This is a genomic window from Mucilaginibacter celer (assembly GCF_003576455.2).
In the GTDB taxonomy this organism is placed as follows: domain Bacteria; phylum Bacteroidota; class Bacteroidia; order Sphingobacteriales; family Sphingobacteriaceae; genus Mucilaginibacter; species Mucilaginibacter celer.
Genome location: NZ_CP032869.1, coordinates 2,771,108 through 2,790,656, shown reverse-complemented (window position 1 = coordinate 2,790,656; position 19,549 = coordinate 2,771,108). Strand labels below are relative to the sequence as shown.

General features: G+C 44.2%; 15 protein-coding genes. 10 read left to right on the top strand and 5 right to left on the bottom strand.

What is annotated here, in order from left to right; all coding sequences use genetic code 11:
- The first annotated feature begins 25 nt into the window (after positions 1-25).
- From HYN43_RS10975 to HYN43_RS10955, 5 genes are all read left to right on the top strand, one after another.
- Entirely contained in the window at positions 26-940 is a 915-nt protein-coding gene (locus tag HYN43_RS10975) for a hypothetical protein (protein WP_119409387.1), read from the top strand.
- A 272-nt stretch (positions 941-1,212) separates the two neighbouring features.
- The gene (locus HYN43_RS10970) at positions 1,213-2,226 is read left to right on the top strand and encodes a LacI family DNA-binding transcriptional regulator (protein ID WP_119411201.1); all 1,014 of its coding nucleotides are present in this window, start codon (positions 1,213-1,215) and stop codon (positions 2,224-2,226) included.
- Between the two features lie 101 nt (positions 2,227-2,327).
- Positions 2,328-3,608, top strand: a complete 1,281-nt coding sequence (locus HYN43_RS10965) for a serine hydrolase domain-containing protein (protein ID WP_119411200.1) — start codon at positions 2,328-2,330, stop codon at positions 3,606-3,608.
- A gap of 228 nt (positions 3,609-3,836) precedes the next feature.
- Positions 3,837-4,088: a hypothetical protein gene (locus HYN43_RS10960; protein WP_119409386.1), complete on the top strand. Its 252-nt coding sequence runs from the start codon at positions 3,837-3,839 to the stop codon at positions 4,086-4,088.
- A 123-nt stretch (positions 4,089-4,211) separates the two neighbouring features.
- Positions 4,212-4,913, top strand: coding sequence for a hypothetical protein (locus HYN43_RS10955; protein WP_119409385.1), 702 nt, complete (start codon positions 4,212-4,214; stop codon positions 4,911-4,913).
- Positions 4,914-5,073: 160 nt separating this feature from the next.
- Here the strand turns inward: HYN43_RS10955 and HYN43_RS10950 are convergent, their stop codons facing one another.
- The 5 genes from HYN43_RS10950 to HYN43_RS10930 form a co-directional block, all read right to left on the bottom strand.
- Positions 5,074-5,763: an arylesterase gene (locus HYN43_RS10950; RefSeq protein WP_119409384.1), complete on the bottom strand. Its 690-nt coding sequence runs from the start codon at positions 5,761-5,763 to the stop codon at positions 5,074-5,076.
- A gap of 20 nt (positions 5,764-5,783) precedes the next feature.
- A complete protein-coding gene (locus HYN43_RS10945; protein WP_245447246.1) occupies positions 5,784-8,369 on the bottom strand; it encodes an ABC transporter permease in 2,586 nt (861 codons plus the stop codon).
- A complete protein-coding gene (locus HYN43_RS10940) occupies positions 8,347-9,036 on the bottom strand; it encodes an ABC transporter ATP-binding protein (protein WP_119409383.1) in 690 nt (229 codons plus the stop codon). The genes HYN43_RS10945 and HYN43_RS10940 overlap by 23 nt, the downstream gene beginning before the upstream one ends.
- Positions 9,037-9,141: 105 nt before the next feature.
- Complete coding sequence (locus HYN43_RS10935) at positions 9,142-9,741, bottom strand: GNAT family N-acetyltransferase (protein WP_119409382.1); 600 nt, start codon at positions 9,739-9,741, stop codon at positions 9,142-9,144.
- A 236-nt stretch (positions 9,742-9,977) separates the two neighbouring features.
- Positions 9,978-10,610, bottom strand: a complete 633-nt coding sequence (locus HYN43_RS10930; RefSeq protein ID WP_119409381.1) for a MarR family winged helix-turn-helix transcriptional regulator — start codon at positions 10,608-10,610, stop codon at positions 9,978-9,980.
- A 236-nt stretch (positions 10,611-10,846) separates the two neighbouring features.
- Between HYN43_RS10930 and HYN43_RS10925 the strand changes: the two genes are divergently transcribed.
- The 5 genes from HYN43_RS10925 (at position 10,847) to HYN43_RS10905 (ending at position 19,548) form a co-directional block, all read left to right on the top strand.
- On the top strand, positions 10,847-12,601 hold the full coding sequence (locus HYN43_RS10925) for an ABC transporter ATP-binding protein (protein WP_119409380.1): 1,755 nt from the start codon (positions 10,847-10,849) through the stop codon (positions 12,599-12,601).
- Positions 12,602-12,642: 41 nt separating this feature from the next.
- Positions 12,643-14,403: an ABC transporter ATP-binding protein gene (locus HYN43_RS10920; protein WP_119409379.1), complete on the top strand. Its 1,761-nt coding sequence runs from the start codon at positions 12,643-12,645 to the stop codon at positions 14,401-14,403.
- Positions 14,404-14,646: 243 nt separating this feature from the next.
- Positions 14,647-15,351, top strand: coding sequence for an NUDIX hydrolase (locus tag HYN43_RS10915; RefSeq protein WP_119409378.1), 705 nt, complete (start codon positions 14,647-14,649; stop codon positions 15,349-15,351).
- An 81-nt stretch (positions 15,352-15,432) separates the two neighbouring features.
- Positions 15,433-15,882, top strand: coding sequence for a response regulator (locus tag HYN43_RS10910; protein WP_119409377.1), 450 nt, complete (start codon positions 15,433-15,435; stop codon positions 15,880-15,882).
- Between the two features lie 99 nt (positions 15,883-15,981).
- Complete coding sequence (locus HYN43_RS10905) at positions 15,982-19,548, top strand: gliding motility-associated C-terminal domain-containing protein (protein ID WP_119409376.1); 3,567 nt, start codon at positions 15,982-15,984, stop codon at positions 19,546-19,548.
- The last annotated feature ends 1 nt before the right edge of the window (position 19,549 follow it).

The window sequence follows — 19,549 nt, the reverse complement described above, 5'->3', positions numbered from 1 at the left end:
TCCTAACTACATAAATGTTACAATTATGAAAAAGTTAGTCTTATTATCAGCAATAGCCGCCGGAAGCTTATTTATCACTAAAGCCAACGCACAGGTATCTATCCATTTCGGTATTAATATTCCTGCTCACAGGGTTTATGTGCCAACTCCTCCGCCTCCGCCACCGGTTGTTCAGGAGCCTGTTTATGACGATGATGAAGTAGATGCTCCGGCTAGTTACGATGACGATTATTATTATTTACCCGAAGTTGAAGCATACTACAGCGTAGGTGCCGGATGCTATTACTATAATAACGGAAGCAGTTGGGTAAGCTGCGCCTACTTACCAGGCGCCTATCGCGACTATAACTGGCGCACAGCAGTAAGATATGAAGTACGCGCCCCCCGCCCTTATTTGCACCACGATATTTACCGCTCAAGATGGGGTGGCTGGAATGGCGACCGCAACAACTGGGGCCACCGTTTTGATCGCAGAAGCAACGAGAGGTATGTATACCGCGGATACGATAACCGCGGCTGGGGCGGCGATAGGAACCGTGGCGACTGGGGCAGAAGGCCAAATCCTTATGATAACAGGGGTAATGGCGGCTGGGGCAATAACAACCACGATAACCACGGCGGCTGGGGTAACGGTAATCACGACAACCATGGCGGTTGGGGTAACGGCCCTCAGCCAGGCAATGGCGGAAACCATGATAACCACGGCGGCTGGGGTAATGGTCAGCAACCCGGCAACAACCAACCCGGCAATGGCGGGCACGATAACCATGGCGGCTGGGGCGGCGGCCAGCAACCGGGTAATAACCAACCTGGCAACGGCGGCGGCCATGATAACCACGGCGGCTGGGGCAACGGTCAGCCATCAAACAATGGCGGCCATGACCGTGGCAACGGCGGCGACCGCTTCGCTCAAAACAGCGGACGCATGCGCAGATTTTAATATTCTAACTCCCTATATATTAACTGGAAGACCGCCTGTTATGGGCGGCCTTTTTTTGTTTAGGGCTTTCCCGGGCTGCCAAAAAGCTATAACCGATATTATTCGTTTAGTAGTTATTTACGTAACGTATTTAGCAAAAAAGTAAGGTTATTCATTTTTATATCTGCCGGATTTAGTGCTGTTTTAAACCCCTTTTCTTTGTTTTTTATCTACTAAACCTGTTTAGCATTAGTATTTATATTATATATTTGGTTTTAAATACCAAAAGCCACGTGAAGAAAAAGCTATCTATAGTTGACATTGCCAATAGTTTAAACATCTCTAAAACAACTGTTTCATTTATATTAAACGGGCGTGCCCAGGAAAAACGCATCAGCGAGGAGTTGGTGAAACGCGTGCTTGAATATGTAAAGGAAGTGGGGTATAAGCCCAACTCGCTGGCCAAAAGTTTACGTACCGGTAAATCTCATATCATCGGTTTATTGGTTCAGGATATTTCTAATCATTTTTTTGCTACCATTGCCCGCCAGATAGAGGATCTGGCCTATAAAAACGGCTATAAAATTATTTACAGCAGCACAGATAACGATACCCAAAAAACGCAGGAACTGATAACCATGTTCCGCGAGCGGCATGTTGACGGCTACATCATTACCCCGCCCGATGGTATTGAAGATGACATCAGCGACCTGATCAGGGATGGTTTTCCCGTGGTACTTTTTGACAGGTATCTGCCCAGCGTACCTACCGATTATGTAGTGGTTGATAATTTATTCAGCACCTATAATGCAACACAATATCTTATTGATAACGGCCATAAAAATATAGTATTTATAACCTATAGCTCCATTCAAACCCAAATGATTGAAAGGCTGGAGGGTTATGAAAAGGCTATGCACCAAAGCAAACTGAAAACCAGCGTTACCGAAATTGACTTTTATGCCAGTGCCGATAGCATAGTTAAGTTAATACTTGATTTTTTTGAACAGAACAAAGACGTTGATGCCATTTTGTTTGGCAACAATCATTTAGGCAAATGCGGTTTGAAGGCTACCCGCAAAGCCGGCAAACGCGTCCCCGAAGATATTGCCCTGATTGCATTTGATGATTATGAGCTGTTTGAACTTTACACGCCGGCCGTAACGGCTATAGCACAACCGATAAGCGAAATTGCCGATAACGTGATTAACCTGCTGATGGAACGCCTGAACACAACTACTGAAGAGCAAAAGAAGCAGCATATTACTTTGGCTACCGAGTTGATTGTTAGAGATTCATCAAAGTAAACCGTACTTAAATGTAGGGTAGGCGGGCTGTTGCAACGCTTTGCAATATGCTTTCACATCAATTTATAATTGCCTATTTTGGATGCAATTATAAAACCATCATGAAAAGAACTCTTGTTTTTTTGCTGTTTGTGGCTTTAGCGGCTCAAACATTTGCGCAGGGAAATGTATTAAAAGCCGCCGATCCTGTTGCAGCAAAGTTTTCGCCCGAGCGCTTGAAGCGCATCGATGCTATGATTGAGCAAAATATCGATTCAGGCTATGTAAAAGGAGTAGTGGGTTTTATAGCCCGCGATGGTAAAATTGTTTACAATAAATCATTCGGGCTGGCCGATGAGGAGCAAAAGAAGCTGATGAATACCGACGCGATTTTCCGTATCGCTTCGCAAACCAAAGCTATTACCAGCACAGCCGTGATGATGCTTTTTGAAGAAGGCAAGTTTTTGTTGGATGACCCAATCTCCAAATATCTGCCTGCTTTTGCGCACCCTAAGGTAGTAGATCAGTTTAACGAAAAAGATTCAACTTACACTACCATCCCAGCCAAACGTGAGATCACCATCCGCGATTTGCTTACCCATACATCGGGTATCGAATACGCGCAGATCGGCTCGCCCAAAATGAAAGCTATTTATGCCAAAGCTGGCATCCCGGCAGGCTTTGTTGCCGATAAAATATTGCTGGCAGATGCTATGAACAAACTGGGTAAACTCCCCCTGCTTCACCAACCGGGCGAGCGCTGGACCTACGGGATGAATATCGATGTGTTGGGCTACCTTATTGAAAAAGTATCAGGCAAAAGCCTCGACCAATTTTTAAAAGACAGGATCTTTACGCCGCTGGGTATGGTTGATACTTATTTTTATATCCCGGCGGCCAAGCAAAACCGTTTGGTAGCGCCTTATACATTCGATAAAAACGGGCAGATCACGAAATGGACTTCAACCACGTTTCCGGCCTTTAATGTTGATTATCCAAAGGTTAACGGTACGTATTACGCCGGGGGAGCCGGATTGAGCTCAACCATTAAAGATTATGCTATCTTTTTACAAATGATGTTAAACGGCGGCGTTTATAACGGCGAACGTTTACTGGCCCGCCACACGGTTGATTTGATGACCACCAACCAGATAGGCGATCTGTACATCAACGCTGATAAAGACAAATTTGGATTAGGGTTCGGCCTTACCACGCAAAGCAGTTCGGCTAAGCTGGGGATTAGTGAGGGTTCATTTGCCTGGGGCGGTTTTTTTGGCACCCTTTATTGGGTCGATCCGAAGGAACACCTGGTTTGTTTGCTCTTTGTCCAAAACTGGCCTTTTCCGCACAACCAGATCCAGGATAAATTCAGGGCCATGGTGTACCAGGCTCTTAACGATTAATTTATTTTCTTTTTTTAAGTGCCGTAAAACTGTTGTGTTGCTTTGTTGCAGATCTTTTTACGATACTTTAAAATACGTATAAATACGTGGTATAAAATGGGTGTTTTTACGGGTTGCAATTTCCGCAGTTGTTGCATAGGTTTATGTTGTTTAACAGCCTGATATTTAGACCTTTTTGTGAAGATTGTAGAGGTGCGTTAAGATTCACTTAAACCTTAACAATGTGATATGGAGAATGTAAACCCACAACCCACTCAAACAGATACTCCTGACGTTGCAGGTAGTACCGGTATCAACGAGATTTCACCTCGCGGAAAATTTCTGGCCGGCTTTCTTCTCATCATATTTATTATAGCAGCAGGCACTACCATAGTTGCTTATTGGCCGGATAAATTGCCGCCGGCAGGTAAGCCGGCGAGGTATCAATACAAAGCATTCAATATCACTTTGCTTGATAGTTGCCAGTTAAATTCGGGTTGAAATGTTACACCGTATGATAGCCTGATAAAAAATGTTGCCGGCAACCTGATTTCGAAAAAGGATACGTCAAAAAAACATTCGGATAAATTTAAAATAGCTGCGGTAAGGTTGTTTGAAAAAGAGATGCTTCAAAAAGCCGATTCTTTAAAAAAACGTAATCAAGCCAAAATTACGGTGGCCGCTGCTAACACTATCGAATTTAACACCATTATATTGATACTGGTGGCTGCTGCCGGCTTTTTGGGTAATATGATACATATCGCCACGTCTTTTACAACGTTTATAGGTGCCGGTCAGTTTAAAAGCAACTGGTTGCTATGGTACTTTGTAAAACCGTTTACCGCGGCCGCTTTGGCCATGGTAATGTACTTCGTGTTTAGGGCCGGCTTCCTTAGTTCTGCCGACCCTGGCAGTAATTTAAATATTTACGGTGTAATGTCTATTGCAACCTTTGTTGGCTTGTTTACAGATGTAGCTACCGAAAAACTTAAAGAAGTGTTTAAAACTATGTTTAATACCAGGGACGACAGGCCGGATAAGATCAAACCCGATATAAAGGTTTTGGCGACTTCTGTCAGTCCTGAAAAAATTAACATCACAACCCTTAATGATTTTGTTGTATCCGGTGAAAATTTCGACACGAAAAAATTGAATATTGCAATAAATGGCCAACCCATACCCGCCGGAGACATTGTTATAACCGACAAACTGATTCATATAAAGTACCAGGTGCCGGTTGCACAAGCTAATTTAACTGCTTTTACCTTGCTTATTACTGATGAAACCGGTAGCGAAATATTTAAAAAAGTGTTGACTGTTAATTAAAAAATATAGTTTGTTTTTTTATATAGGATACCTTACAGACTGGTGGTTGATTTGACGTTAAAAGGTTAACGGCAGGCTTTAATTTTTCTGGAAAGAAATTGATACTATACCATGGCGTAAAAACTACCTTTAAAAAGCAACATTCCGTAAATTAAACCTGCTATTTTAAAACATCTTTTAATACCGCCCAAACATTACCGGCTACAATTTTTGCGCCTTGTGCAGTAGGATGGATGCCATCGCCTTGATTTAGAGATGCTACGCCGCCAACACCTTGCAACAGGAAGGGCACCAGCGCCATATTGTTCTTTTTAGCCATATCGGGAAATACGTTTTTAAATTTGTTGCTGTAATCGGCGCCCATGTTTGGCGGTACCTGCATGCCCAATAGTACCAGTTTGGCCTGTGGATATTTGGCTTTTACCTTATCTACAATAGCCTGTAGGTTTTTAGAGGTTTCGTTTACCGGGATTCCGCGCAGGCCATCGTTAGCACCAAGTTCGAGTATGAAAACATCAACTTTCTGTTTCAGCAACCAGTTAATACGTGCGTTACCGCCTGCGGTTGTTTCGCCGCTAAGGCCTGCGTTAACCACTTTATAAGGTAATTTTAACGAATCAACTTTATGGCCAACTACAGCCGGAAAAGCATCGTTTGCCGGATCGTCCAGCCCGTAGCCCGCTGTCAGGCTATCACCAAAAAACAAAACTATTTTTTTTGAAGCCGAATCGGTTTTCGTTGGTTCGGTAGCCGGAGTTGAAGTACTTTCGTTTGTCGGTTTTGTATTATTACCGCAGCCTGTAATGGTTAGTGCCGTTAGCATTAGGCCGGTTAATGTAGTTCTCATCATATCAAATAAATACAACGCGCTTAGGCGTTTGTTCTTAAAATTTCGAGCGGCGGTTTGTTCAGTACACCGCGGCTGTTTAGTAAGCCTATGATAATCGTAAGCAGGCTTACCATCAAAAATAACACAAGTGCCGGTAAAATACTAACCGAATAAGGGATGCCGAAGCTGTATTTTGCCAGGAACCAGGTACCGGCAAAAGCTATCAAAATGCCAGTTAAGGCCGATAGGCTACCTAAAAACCAGTACTCGAGGGCGGTTATGGTAAAAATTTGTTTGCCGCTTGCGCCAAGGGTGCGAAGTAAAACACTCTCCTGGATACGCTGATATTTGCTGATGCGCACCGAGGCAATCAACACCACAATACCGGTAATGATGCTGAAAGCGCTCATGAAGCGGATTACATAGCTTATTTTACTCAGCAACTCGTCAACCACGCTTAATATCAAACCCAGATCGATAATGGAAACGTTGGGATATGCCTTCACCACCGTTTGTTGAAATGCTGCCGATACTTTATTGGATGGCACATGTGTCATCAGCACATGAAACTGCGGTGCATCCTCCAAAATCCCGGTAGGAAAAACCACCTGGAAATTAGTTTGCACCTTGCCCCAGTTTACCCTGCGGATGCTGGCAACGTAAGCAGGCATTTGCACACCCTGCACATTAAATATCAGCTTATCGCCAATTTTAAGATTTCCCCGCTGCGACAGGTTTTCTTCAACCGAAACCGGGACTTCTTTGGCCGGGTCGGCTTTGCCAATCCATTTACCATCAATCAGTTTTTCGGATGAGGTAAGCGAATCGCGGAAGGTTACCCGGTATTCCCAGGCAAATACGCTGTGTTGTATTTTTATGGTGGTATCTTTGTTCAAATCGGCAGCGGTTTTGCCGTTTATTTCTTCAATACGCATGGTTACTATCGGTACCTGTTGTAATACAGGTAAGCCCTGCTGTTTGGTGAGCTGTACAACGCCCTTTTCCTGGCTGTTTTGAATATCAAACAAAATCATATTTGATTGATTACCGCTGGTTGAAAGGTTTACCTGTTGTATAAGCAGCGATTGTACAAAATACAGTGTGCAGATAAACATGGTGCTCAAACCGATAGATACTATTAAGATAATAGTTTGATTGTTGGGGCGATATAAGTTGGCAAAACCCTGTCGCCACAGGTAACTCCACGAGGCTTTGATAATGGCTTTGGTAATCCTCATCAGTAACCAGGCAGTTGCCGAGAGTATAGCAAAAGCAATCAAAATTCCGAGGGTGAAAAATAAACTACCCACCCAGCTATCCAGTTGCAGGTAACTGAATACCACTACAAATGCCAGGATCAGCAGGTAAACCAGCCAGCGCAGCGGGTCATTGCTGCGGGCGCTTTCATCTACCGACAGGCGGAGGGTGTTGAGTGGGGATATGTTACGTACCGAGATAAGCGGCAGTAAGGCAAAAAGGATAGAGATGATTATCCCCAATAAAATGCCCTGCCCGATAGCCATCCACGAAATTTGTACAGATATGGTAAAAGGCAGCCAATCGGCAAAAACCATGGGTAACAAATGCTGGATAGCCGTGCCCAAAACAGCCCCGGTAACCGAACCGATAAGGCCGATACCAACAATCTGGATAAGGTAAATTAAAAACGCTTCGGAGGCTTTTACGCCCAAACACCGCATAATGGCAATGGAGGCTATTTTTTCTTTTACGTAGATATGAATGGCGCTGGCTACACCAACACAGCCCAGCAGCAGCGCCACAAAGCCCACCAGCGATAAAAATCGACTGAGATCGCCAAAAGCGCGCCCGGTATTATCTTTTTTACTCTCAATGGTATCAAAACGCATCCCGGCTTTATCAAGTATAGGGTCGAGTTTTTTGGTGAGTTTTTCAAGGTTGGTGCTTTTATCAAGTTTGTAATAAAAGCTATAGGTTACCCGGCTGCCTATTTTAACTAAACCGGTTTGCTCCAGATACTGCATGGGGATGTAAACTATAGGCGCTATACCGGCCATAACACCGCTTTGCCCCGGCGCTTTATTTAAAATACCCGCTATTTTAAACATCAGGCTCCCCACTTTTACCGAATCGCCAACCCGGGCGTTAAATTGCAGCATCAGGGTTTTATCAACCAATGCCATGCGGCCCTGTTTAAATTGGGTACCCGCTGCCTCGGGCGTAGTTTCTAAAGTGCCATAATAGGGGAAGTTGCCCTGTAATGCGCGCACCTGTACAAGCCGCGTGCCTTTGCTGTGCGGGAAATATAGCATTGAAGCAAAACTGCGTTCGGTTGAGCGATCGCTGCCCAATGAATCGAGCAAATGCTTCAGCGAATTATCCACCGGTTTATTTCCCGAAACTGCCAGATCGGCACCAATTAATGTGGCTGCCTGGTTATTTATATCATTTTGAACATTGTATTTAAACGAGTAGATAGCCACCAGCGCAGCTATACCGAACACAATGGCCGATATAAAAAGGAACAACCGCGAACGGTTTCTGCGGCTATCGCGCCAGGCCATCCTAAACAGCCAGGGCAGGTTTGTTTTTCTTTTTGGGGCGATGAAATTGGTATCCATTAGCTTAGGCGTTAATGGTTTTATCATCGGCAATCAGTTTGCCGCCTTTTATGCGGATGATGCGCTGGGTTTTGGCCGCCAGTTCCAGGTCGTGCGTTACTACCACCAGCGTGGTGCCAGCTTCTTTGTTCAGGTCGAAAATGAGTTTGATCACCTTGTCGCTTGTTTCGGCATCGAGGTTACCGGTTGGCTCATCGGCAAACAAAATTTTAGGTGCATTTGAAAACGCTCTCGCCAATGATACCCGCTGCTGCTCGCCGCCTGATAGCTGAAGCGGATAATGGTGCCCCCTTTCAGACAGGCCTACCTTATCTAATAAATCCAGCGCCCTTGCTTTGATATTCTTTTCGCCCCGAAGTTCCAGCGGTACCATCACATTCTCTAAAGCAGTAAGTGTTGGCAGCAGCTGAAAATTTTGAAATATAAAGCCGATATGCTGATTGCGCACCTGCGCGCGCTGATCTTCGGTAAGGTTACTCATGTTGATGCCGTTAAGCTCAACCGAACCGGATGTTGAACGATCAAGCCCGGCACAAAGACCGAGCAGGGTTGTTTTACCGCTACCTGATGGGCCTACTATGGCATTGGTTGAACCGGTAGCTACCGAAAAGTTAATATGATCAAGCACGGTGAGCACTCGCCCGGCACTTTGGTATGTTTTACTGAGGTTGGTGATGTTGAGGATATTGTCCACAGCGTATTTTTTAGGGTATAGATACAAAAAAGCCGGGCTTGTTACCAGCCCGGGTCATGGAATATTCAAGTATTATGGCATCTTTACTTTTGGTTGACATTGCAGTTAAAGCCTGCTTTTCAGTTTCTGCTTTACTTCGTGTTCCCATTCGCTTTTCAAAATGCTCAACACTATCGAATCCCGGCGGGTACCATCAGCTAAAGGCATATTGCTTCTCAGGATGCCCTCAACCGTGCAGCCAATACTTTTCATTGCGGCTATACTGCGTTGGTTACGGGCATCGGCCCTGAATTCAACCCGTTGCATGTTCAGTTTTTCAAAGGCAAATTGCAGCATCAGGTATTTGCAATGTTTGTTTAACCCCGTACCGCGGAATTTTTCGCCGTACCAGGTGTAGCCAAGCTGCAGGGTTTGATTGGCAGGTTGGATATCGTAAAACCTGGTACAGCCCGCGTATTGGCCGGTGGCTTTGTCAAAAACGATAAAGGGATATTCTTTGCCTGCAGCGCGTGCGTTTATGGCCGCCCAGATGTAGGCTTTCATGCCATCTTCGCCTGCGGCACTGGTTAATGAGTAGTTCCAGGTATCAGGCTCATTCAGGGCAAAGGGGAGGAGGTGTTCGGGATCATCGGCTGTTAGGGGGCGTAATGTTACGCGGTCGTCTTCTAAAATATAATTTGCTTCGGGGTTGAAGGTGGTGCTCATGGTGTTGGATATCGAGAACCAATATAGCTTTACCAGAGGAGGTTGGCAATAGGAGCGTGCCGAAACATGGCGCGGAGTTTACTCACCCGATCTTCAATTCGCTGGATCTGCCCTCTCTCCGCTGCGCGCAAAGAGGGCGTAGGAAGTGATTTCTTCACCCTCTTTACAGCTTCGCTGTAGAGAGGGACGGCCAGCGTAGCGTAGCCGGGGTGAGTCAACCCTGACAAGCAGCATAATCAACCCTTCTCCTCCATAATATCCTCATACATCCTGTCGAAGGACTTGTTTTTATTTTCAATAGCCTTTACCGAGTTTCGCTGTTCGCAATATTTCAGCATTTCGTAACAATCAACCAGTACGTCATCGGCAACATCTTTAAAAGTCATCTCTACCACTTTGCCCGAGATCTTATAATATTCATCCAACGCCTTTAAGCCTTTTTCGGTGATCTTGATGAGCTTGGCCCGTTTATCATCAGGCGATTGCCTTTCTTCAACCTCCTCCTGCCTGATGAGGCGGTTAATAACTTCCATGCCCGTAGTTGTTTCGGCAAACATGTGGTTAATAAGGTCGCTTTTGCGCACCTCGCCCAGGTGCATTAAACCATTCAGGTAATAAAAATTCTCCGCAGGCCCGGCTTCAATATGCGCCACTGCCGAACGGAAGTATAACGAATACGCACTCATAATACGGCCAACAGTTTTTAGCAGGAATGCGCCATTCATAATCCGCTCGCCTTTTTTACCCGGGTGTTTTGGTTTTGGGCGCTGCTTTTGAAGATAGTAACGGCAAAAGGCCTCCACGCTGGGCTGGTCGCTCTCAGCTTCAAAAGCCGTCCATTCATCAACTAATTGCACTATTGGTTTCATTTTATTGCGGTTTAGGTGTAAAATTAAAAATTTATTTCTAAAAAGTTTTATTTATTCCTAAATGGGAATATATTTGTTTAATTGTTTCTGAATTGAAATATGCGTTGAGCCATTAAAAAAGCTTCAATCCAATTTATTTCGATAATTTTAACAAGGACAAAAAATGTTTTGTCCGCTCAATCGTCACATCAAATAACAGGCGGTTGAGTAAAAAGCCAGCCTAAAAACAGAGAATTATGCAACCCGATCATACAAAGAAAGCAACCCCAAAACCACCCAGTGTATTCAGCCTGTTGGTACCCTATAAGGGCCTTGTAGCATTATTGTTATTATTTGCGCTTTTTGGCAATGCCATTAACCTTTGGCTGCCCAAGGTTATAGCAAGTGGTATCGATGCATATTCGGCGCATAAATTTATACTGGGCGATATCGTTGTTAAATTTTTAATAGCAGCTGTGCTGGTGTTTTTGTTTGCCGGTTTGCAAACAATTATCCAAACATACGCCTCCGAACGGGTGGCCCGCGATCTGCGCAGGCGTTTATCAGATAAAATCTCGCGTCAAAGCTCGGTTTTTATCGAGCAGGCCAATCCATCCAAACTGTTAACCAATTTAACTGCCGATGTAGATTCGATCAAACTGTTTGTTTCGCAGGCTTTGGTATCCATTATCTCATCCTTGTTTATTATTATCGGTTGCAGCGTGATGCTGATGCTGATTAACTGGAAACTGGCGCTGGCGGTTATCGCTATTATTCCTGTTATTGGCGGTACTTTTGCATACGTGCTAAAAAAAGTGCGTGCCCTGTTTATTAAAAGCCGTGGTGTTATTGATCAGTTAAATAAGGTAATTAACGAGAGCATCCTTGGTTCGGCACTTATCAGGGTAATCAACTCACAGCAGCTGGAATACAATAAATTTTTGTTAGCCAATACCGAGGCTAAGGATTATGGTTTACGCATTCTCGGATTTTTCTCTGGCCTCATTCCAATTGTAACGTTTACCGCAAATATGGCAGCACTTACCATTTTGGTAATGGGCGGACATTTTGTAATAAACGGCAGCATGAGCCTGGGCAGTTTCGCTGCTTTTAACAGTTATTTGTCGCTGCTGATATTCCCGATATTTATTTTGGGATTTATGAGTAACCTGATAGCACAGGCCAGCGCTTCGTTTACCCGAATCAGCGTGGTACTTGATGCGCCTGATGTTATAGAAGGCGGGAAAATTAAAGATACCCTGCGCGGTGATGTGGAAATGGAAGATGTTACTATTACCTACGGGCAAAAATCGGTACTGAAAAACATATCATTTAAAGTGGCGGCCGGATCAAAAATTGCCATCATCGGCCCAACATCTGCCGGGAAAACCCAATTGCTGTACCTGCTTACCGGGCTTATCAACAGCACAACGGGCAAAATTATGTTTGATGGCAAAACCATTGCCGAGTATGATAGCGAAGCTTTCCACCGGCAGGTTGGTTTTGTTTTCCAGGACAGCATTATCTTTAATATGAGTATCCGTGAAAACATTGCTTTTAGCGATACGGTTACCGATGAATCTTTACAAAAAGCCATCGAAACAGCCGAGTTAAGCACTTTTATTGATGGTTTGCCTGATAAGTTAAACACCATAGTTTCAGAACGCGGCTCGAGCCTTTCGGGCGGACAAAAACAGCGGATTATGCTGGCGAGGGCTTTGGCGGTTAATCCTAAAGTTTTGTTACTGGATGATTTTACGGCACGTGTTGATAACAATACCGAGCGGAAAATATTGGCCAATATCCAGAAAAACTATCCGGGTTTAACGCTTATCTCGGTAACGCAAAAAATAGCCTCTGTTGAGCATTACGACCAGATTATACTATTGATGCAGGGCGAAATAGTTGCCCGCGGCGTGCATGATGAACTGATGAAAACCAGTCCCGATTATGTGCAGATTTTTAATTCGCAGCAAAGCACCAGCAACTACGAACAGGGTATTACCCATTAAATTTTGAAGTTAAGAGCAGATAAATATATATCGAAAAAAAAATGAACTACGATCTTAACCAGCTAAGCAAAAATCAGCAAAAAACCTCAACCATGGCAGGGCTTAAAAAGCTGCTGCAACTGATAGCGCACGAGAAGCCTACGCTTATTATCGCGTTTTTCATCATTATTGCCAATTCGGCGCTCAATTTGCTTGGCCCGCTTATTATAGGGCACACCATTGATAACTATGTACAGCATAAAAATTTTGACGGCGTACTCCGTAATGCGGCCATCTTATTAGCCATGTACGCTACGGCCTTATTTACCAGTTACAAGCAAACCACGCTGATGGGCGGGGTAGGGCAGCGCATGCTGTTTACCTTGCGTAATTCCATCTTTAATAAACTGCAGCAACTGCCTGTGGCCTTCTTTAACCAAAACAAAGCGGGCGATTTGATATCGAGGGTAAATAACGATACTGATAAGCTTAACCAGTTTTTTTCGCAATCACTAATGCAGTTTATTGGCAACATCTCCACCATGATAGGTGCGGGGATTTTTTTATTGGTGATTAATTTTGAGTTAGGGGCAGCCGCTTTAGCACCATCACTGCTGATCCTTTTTTTAACACTTGCCTTATCTCCCTGGATAAAAAGTAAAAACGCTGCCAACCTGAAAAGTACAGGCGGGCTTAGCGCCGAGATTCAGGAAAGCCTGAATAATTTTAAAGTGATCATCGCCTTTAACCGCCGCGACTATTTCAGAAAGCGTTTTGAGGAAGCCAATACAGACAATTATAAAACAGCTATAGGTGCTGGCTTGGCCAATAACGTGTTTGTGCCGGTGTACGGCCTGTTTGCCAGCATGGCGCAGTTGATAGTGCTGTGCTTTGGTATTTACCTTATCAGTAAAGGTATGTTCTCTATCGGCTTAATGGTGAGTTACTTATCGTACGCAACTAACTTTTATAACCCTTTGCGGCAATTAGCCGCACTGTGGACCAACTTTCAAACCGCAATGGCCGGCTGGGACAGGATCTCGCAGATCCTCTCGCTCGAAAGTAATTTGCCTGTATTGCCGGCCGGTGTTAATGAACCGGATGCCTGTTTGCTGGAGTTTAGACATGTGCATTTCAGTTATGATGAAAGCCGGGAAATTTTGCATAATATCTGCTTTAAACTGGAGCGGGGTAAAACCTACGCCCTGGTAGGGCCTACGGGCGGCGGTAAAACTACAACAGCTTCATTAATAGCCCGTTTGTATGATCCAACTAAAGGTCTGGTACTGCTTGGCGGTAAAGATATCCGTACGCTTACACCCGAAGAACGCAGCCAAAAGATCGGTTTTATTTTGCAGGAACCTTTCCTGTTTACGGGTACGGTACGCGATAATATTCTGTATGGTAATGAACTTTATAAAGATCATACCAACGAACAAATGGAGCAGGTAATTCGTGATGCAAATTTGGGAAGCTTGCTGGCTATTTTTGAAGAGGGACTGGACACCAGGGTATTATCGGGTGGTGATAGTATCAGTTTAGGACAAAAACAGCTCATAGCCTTTATGCGGGCAGTTTTACGCAATCCTGAGATTTTGATTTTGGATGAGGCCACAGCCAATATTGATACCATTACCGAACGATTACTGAGCGATATTTTAGATAAACTGCCCGAAAGTACTACGCGTGTTATTATCGCCCACAGGCTGAATACCATTGAGAATGCCGATGAGATCTTCTTTGTAAACTCGGGCGAGGTGATCAGGGCGGGCTCTTTTGATGATGCGATGGATTTGTTATTGCAGGGAAAAAGGGTTAGCTAATCAATTGTCTGAACCGGAATTTGGGGGAATTAACGAATTTGTAGAATTTGCTTAGCATTCTGTCAATTCCCTAATTCCCCCAAATTCCGGTTCATACAAAGTCGCGGTGATAATTAAACTTTAGAATTCGTATGTAACCTGATTCAATGAGATCAAATTACTATTGATATAAAATAGTTGTCCAATCTACACTAAATAATTGCTAAATTATTTTTACCATTGCATATAAACTTAACCTAAGTTATGCATAAGTACAGCGGCGAAACGCGCATTTTAGTTGCAACAGATTGTATTATATTTGGATTTGACGGTGCAAATATCAAATTATTGCTGGTTCAGCGTGGGTTGGAACCCGAAAAACATAAATGGAGCCTGATAGGTGGTTTCATTAAACCATCCGAATCTCCGGAAGATGCGGCCAATCGTGTACTTGAATTGCGCACCGGGCTTAAAAATGTTTATATGGAGCAGTTCCAGGTGTTTGGCAAGCCCGAACGCGACCCGGTGGAGCGCACTTTATCCATAGCTTACTTTGCATTAATTGATATCCACCAGTATGAGGCACAACTGAGCGAAGAATACCATCCCGAATGGTTTTTGCTTGATGAAATGCCCGACCTGATTTTTGACCATAACGAGATGGTACGGCTGGCTAAAAGACAACTCAGGTACAAGGCGGCCCTGCACCCTATATTGTTCCAGCTGCTTCCCGAAAAATTTACCATCCCACAGTTACAGGCTCTGTATGAGGGGGTTTATCAAACTAAATTTGATGACCGTAACTTTAGTCGTAAACTACTCTCGACCGGTTTATTGGTAAAACTTCCCGAAAAAGATAAGCTCTCATCAAAAAAAGGGGCCTTTTATTATAAGCTCGATCAATCTCATTACGAAGAGAATTTTGAATCATTTCTGAACCTGGTGCCAAACCCTGATAAGTTTTTTTAGGGTTGAGTTGTTAGGTTATTAAAGGGCTCCCCGTTAAATTTAAAAAAACGGGCTATACAGCTCTTTATAAACCTATTTTTAATGAACCAGGAAAACGCGGGTGTATTGTATATTGATGATGCTGTAAGCAGGCTTGACGATTTTAAAAATTTATTCGGCAAATCGCTTAATGTTTTCACCGCGCAATCTGTTGTTATTGCGCGAAGTATTTTGGCCCAGCACGAAGTTGGGGTAATGATGATAAGCCAGCTGATGCCGGGTACAGGTGGTCTCAGTTTTTTTGAAAGCACAGCGCAAAGTTATCCGCGGGTTATCCGTATTTTACTCACCGGTTTTCCGGGGGAGGAAGGGGTTTTTGAAGCCATGAACAACGGTTTGATTTACGCCTGCCTGCCCAAACCCTGGCAAAATCAAAATATAAAACAGGTGCTGAAAAATGCCCTCGAAGTATATTACCTGCGCAAACATAATATCGAACTAACCTACAAACTGTACGAGGCCACTTACGAACTTACTAAAGTCCATAAATAGCGCGGTTTATTTTACATAGCACATCGTACTGGCAATAAAGGTTTTTTGTATTTTTAACCGTTAGCTTTAGGCTCTCAAAATAAATTCAACTAAACACCTTTGAGCAGAACCGGTTTTTTACGGTCGTTAATTACGGCTGTTACGCTGTTATATTTTAATTTGTACGTGCTTGCGCAGGGTTCAACAAACCAGGGTACCGAGTTTTATACTGCGTATATGGCCCATGTTAATGGTGCAGCGGGGCTACCGGGTTCTATTGCCGGCGGCAGCCAGATGCAGCTTTATATTACATCTGATGTAAAGACCGCTGCAACTGTCGAAATAACCGACGGTACGCTTTTAGGTACGTTCCGGATCACTCCCAAAAATGTAACCTCTGTTACAATCCCTGCAAGTGCGTTTTTAGCAGGACAAGGTACTTTTTTAAAAGCCATCCACATCCGGTCGGCTAAACCTGTTGCTGTTTATGCTCATATTTTTGCAAGTGCCGTTTCGGGCGCTACTTTGTTGCTGCCTGTTAATACGTTGGGGAAAGATTATCTCTCCATCAACTATGAGCAGATCTCAAACTCCAATAATACCGGAGGAGGAGGTGGGGGCGGCGGAAACGGCGGCGGCGGGGGAGAAGGCCGACCCTCTTACTCAACCTTCGCGGTTATTGCCACAGAGGATAATACTACTGTTGAAGTTACCCCCTCACAAACTTTGCTTGATGGTACGCCGGCCGGCGCGCCCTTTACCTTAAATTTAAAAAAAGGCGAGGTTTACCAGGCCCTTTCTTCCACCGATTTGACGGGCACGCGGGTGAAATCAATTGTATCGGCATCGGGTACCTGTAAAAAAATTGCAGTTTTTTCGGGCAGTTCAAAAATAAGTATCGGTTGCCAGGGTATTAATGGTTCATCTGATAACCTTTTTCAGCAGGTTTATCCGCTCTCGGTATGGGGGAAAAATTATATCACGGTGCCGCTAAAAAGCCGTATTTATGATGTGATCCGGGTGGTGGCAGCTTCGCCCGGTACAATGGTCACCATCAACGGCAATCCTATCCAGATAAACGGGCTGTTTTATGAGTTTACATCGTCGGCACCTAACGTTATTTCGGCCGATAAACCAGTGCAGGTTGTTCAATATGCAGTAACACAGGGCGAAACCAATACCAGCAATTGCCAGCTGGCTTCCGGCGATGTGGGCGATCCTGAAATGATCTATTTAACACCCATTGAACAAACGCTTGATCATGTTACCCTCAATTCGACGGGTAATTTTAATATTACCTCAAATTATATTAACGTAATTATCAAATCGGCAGCTGTGCCAACTTTTTCACTGGATGGAGCGTCATACACAAATTTTATGGTGATGCCCGGAGCTCCCGGATACTCGTATGCTCAAATTAACGTTGATGCCGGGGTGCACAACATTAAAGCATCTGATGGTTTTAATGCTATTGCTTATGGTTTCGGGCAAAAGGAATCGTACGGGTATGCAGCAGGTACCAACCTTAAAGATCTGAACGAATTTATTGCTTTGATTAATCCAAACAATAAAAGCGTAACCTTAAACGGCTGCACAAATACAGATTATAAGCTACAGCTTACTATACCATACCAAACCCCTAAAATTACATGGGATTTGAAAGATGGTTCGGCCCCTATCGTGGTTGATAATCCAACGCCCACAGGGTCGGTGGTTAAAGATCAAAAGGTGCTTTATACCTACGAGTGCCCGGTAGATGAGCACGAGTATACGGATGGAGATTACAGCGTAGTGGCAACAGTTTTTAACCCCGTTGCCGACGAATGCGGATCGAACGAGGAAATTGAGTTTGATTTTAATATCTCCAAACCGCCGGTGGTGACTTTTGACTATGCCAATACCTGCTTTGGCAGTACCGTGCAGTTTACAGATAGAACAACCTCGGGCACACGCGAAATAAAAACCTGGCATTGGGATTTTGGTGATGGTAGTACTGATGTGGTACAAAACCCCACCCATAAGTTTTCAAAACCGGGCGATTACAATGTAAGCCTTTTTGCAATCAATGAAAATGGTTGCGGAGAATCGTCGCTGCCGATAAAAGTTCATATCAGTATATTGCCTGTCGCTATTTTTGATGCGGCTACGGCATGTGTAGGGCAGGATGTTACCTTTACAGATAATTCAACTTCCACAGAAAGCAACATAGTAAGCCGGCAATGGGATTTTGGTGATGGCACACCAGTTGAAACCCGGACGGATGCAATTCCCTTTAAGCACCTGTTTACCAAAGCAGGCGATTACGTGGTTAAATTAACGGTAACTGATAACAACAATTGTGCAAGCGATGTTACCATCCATCCGGTAACTGTTTTTCCGGTGCCTGTTGTTGATTTTTCATTACCAGATGCCTGCGAGGGAGATTTTGCCCAATTCACTAATCAAAGCAATATTGCCGATGGCACTGAGGCCGATTTTAGTTATGAATGGAATTTTGGTGATCCTGCGGCAACGCCAGGTAATCCGAATACATCAAACCAAAAAAATCCGGTACATCGCTATGGTGCAGGTATGTACCAGGTAAGCTTAACGGTAACGTCAAAAAACGGTTGCTCAATTACTTCAGCGTCTAAGTCATTAACCATTAACGGCAGCACACTCAAGGCTGCTTTAACCGTGCTAAACCCCGCCGATTTATGCAGCAGCCGTGAGGTTTTTTTCGAAAATCATTCAACCGCTAATTACGGCCAGGTTACTAAGCTCGAGGTAACTTACGATGCATCCGATCCGGCAACGATGGTGGTTTATGATCACCCTGTTGATGGGCAGCGTTTAAGATATAAATACCCTTTATTTACCCAGGGTACGCGTAACGTAACAGTAAAGGTGGCTGCCTATTCGGGTACTACGTGTTTTGATATTGCCAGTGTGCCCCTGGTTTTAAAAGCCTCACCGGTAATCACCTTTAATCCTGCTCCTGTTTTTTGCCTCGAATCGCCTGCATATTCTTTCCTACCTCAATTAGATGGGCCGGCTGGCAATGGTATTTTCTCGGGCAGGGGAGTGAGCAGCACAGGCGTGTTTGATCCGGCTGCCGCTGGTGCAGGTACTTTTGAGATCCGGTATATTTATACCGCCCAAAACAGCTGTGCAGACACGGTAATACAACAAATTACGGTCGATTCGCCGCCGGTTGTTTCACTTGGCGATGACTTTACCATGCTTGAGGGTACTAAACACGTTTTAAAACCATTGGTAACCGATCAAAACCTGAGTTATAAATGGTACCCGGCAACAGGGCTGGATCATGATGACATAGCCAACCCAACGGCAAGCCCTAAAGAAGATGTTACTTATCATCTAACCGTTACATCGGCGCATGGTTGTACAGCCGAGGCTTCGGTATTTGTAAAAGTTTTGAAGTTTTTGGTGGTTCCATCGGCCTTTACACCCAACGGTGATGGGGTAAATGATGTTTGGGATGTTAAATATTTGCAAAGTTATCCAAATAATAGGGTAGATGTATACAACAGATACGGAGAAAGGGTATATTCGTCAATTGGTTATAGCACGCCCTGGGATGGTCGTTTTAACGGCACATACCTGCCTCCCGGAACGTACTATTATATTATCGATCCCAAAAATGGCCGGCAGGTTATTGCGGGTAACGTAACCATTATCAGATAGT

What these genes read in the sequence shown, in the direction of transcription:
- HYN43_RS10920 (WP_119409379.1), top strand. Translation starts at nt 12,643, where the DNA reads ATGAACTACGATCTTAACCAGCTAAGCAAAAATCAGCAAAAAACCTCA.
- HYN43_RS10945 (WP_245447246.1), bottom strand. Translation starts at nt 8,369, where the DNA reads ATGATAAAACCATTAACGCCTAAGCTAATGGATACCAATTTCATCGCC.
- HYN43_RS10960 (WP_119409386.1), top strand. Translation starts at nt 3,837, where the DNA reads ATGGAGAATGTAAACCCACAACCCACTCAAACAGATACTCCTGACGTT.
- HYN43_RS10935 (WP_119409382.1), bottom strand. Translation starts at nt 9,741, where the DNA reads ATGAGCACCACCTTCAACCCCGAAGCAAATTATATTTTAGAAGACGAC.
- HYN43_RS10910 (WP_119409377.1), top strand. Translation starts at nt 15,433, where the DNA reads ATGAACCAGGAAAACGCGGGTGTATTGTATATTGATGATGCTGTAAGC.
- HYN43_RS10950 (WP_119409384.1), bottom strand. Translation starts at nt 5,763, where the DNA reads ATGATGAGAACTACATTAACCGGCCTAATGCTAACGGCACTAACCATT.
- HYN43_RS10975 (WP_119409387.1), top strand. Translation starts at nt 26, where the DNA reads ATGAAAAAGTTAGTCTTATTATCAGCAATAGCCGCCGGAAGCTTATTT.
- HYN43_RS10925 (WP_119409380.1), top strand. Translation starts at nt 10,847, where the DNA reads ATGCAACCCGATCATACAAAGAAAGCAACCCCAAAACCACCCAGTGTA.
- HYN43_RS10930 (WP_119409381.1), bottom strand. Translation starts at nt 10,610, where the DNA reads ATGAAACCAATAGTGCAATTAGTTGATGAATGGACGGCTTTTGAAGCT.
- HYN43_RS10955 (WP_119409385.1), top strand. Translation starts at nt 4,212, where the DNA reads ATGCTTCAAAAAGCCGATTCTTTAAAAAAACGTAATCAAGCCAAAATT.
- HYN43_RS10965 (WP_119411200.1), top strand. Translation starts at nt 2,328, where the DNA reads ATGAAAAGAACTCTTGTTTTTTTGCTGTTTGTGGCTTTAGCGGCTCAA.
- HYN43_RS10915 (WP_119409378.1), top strand. Translation starts at nt 14,647, where the DNA reads ATGCATAAGTACAGCGGCGAAACGCGCATTTTAGTTGCAACAGATTGT.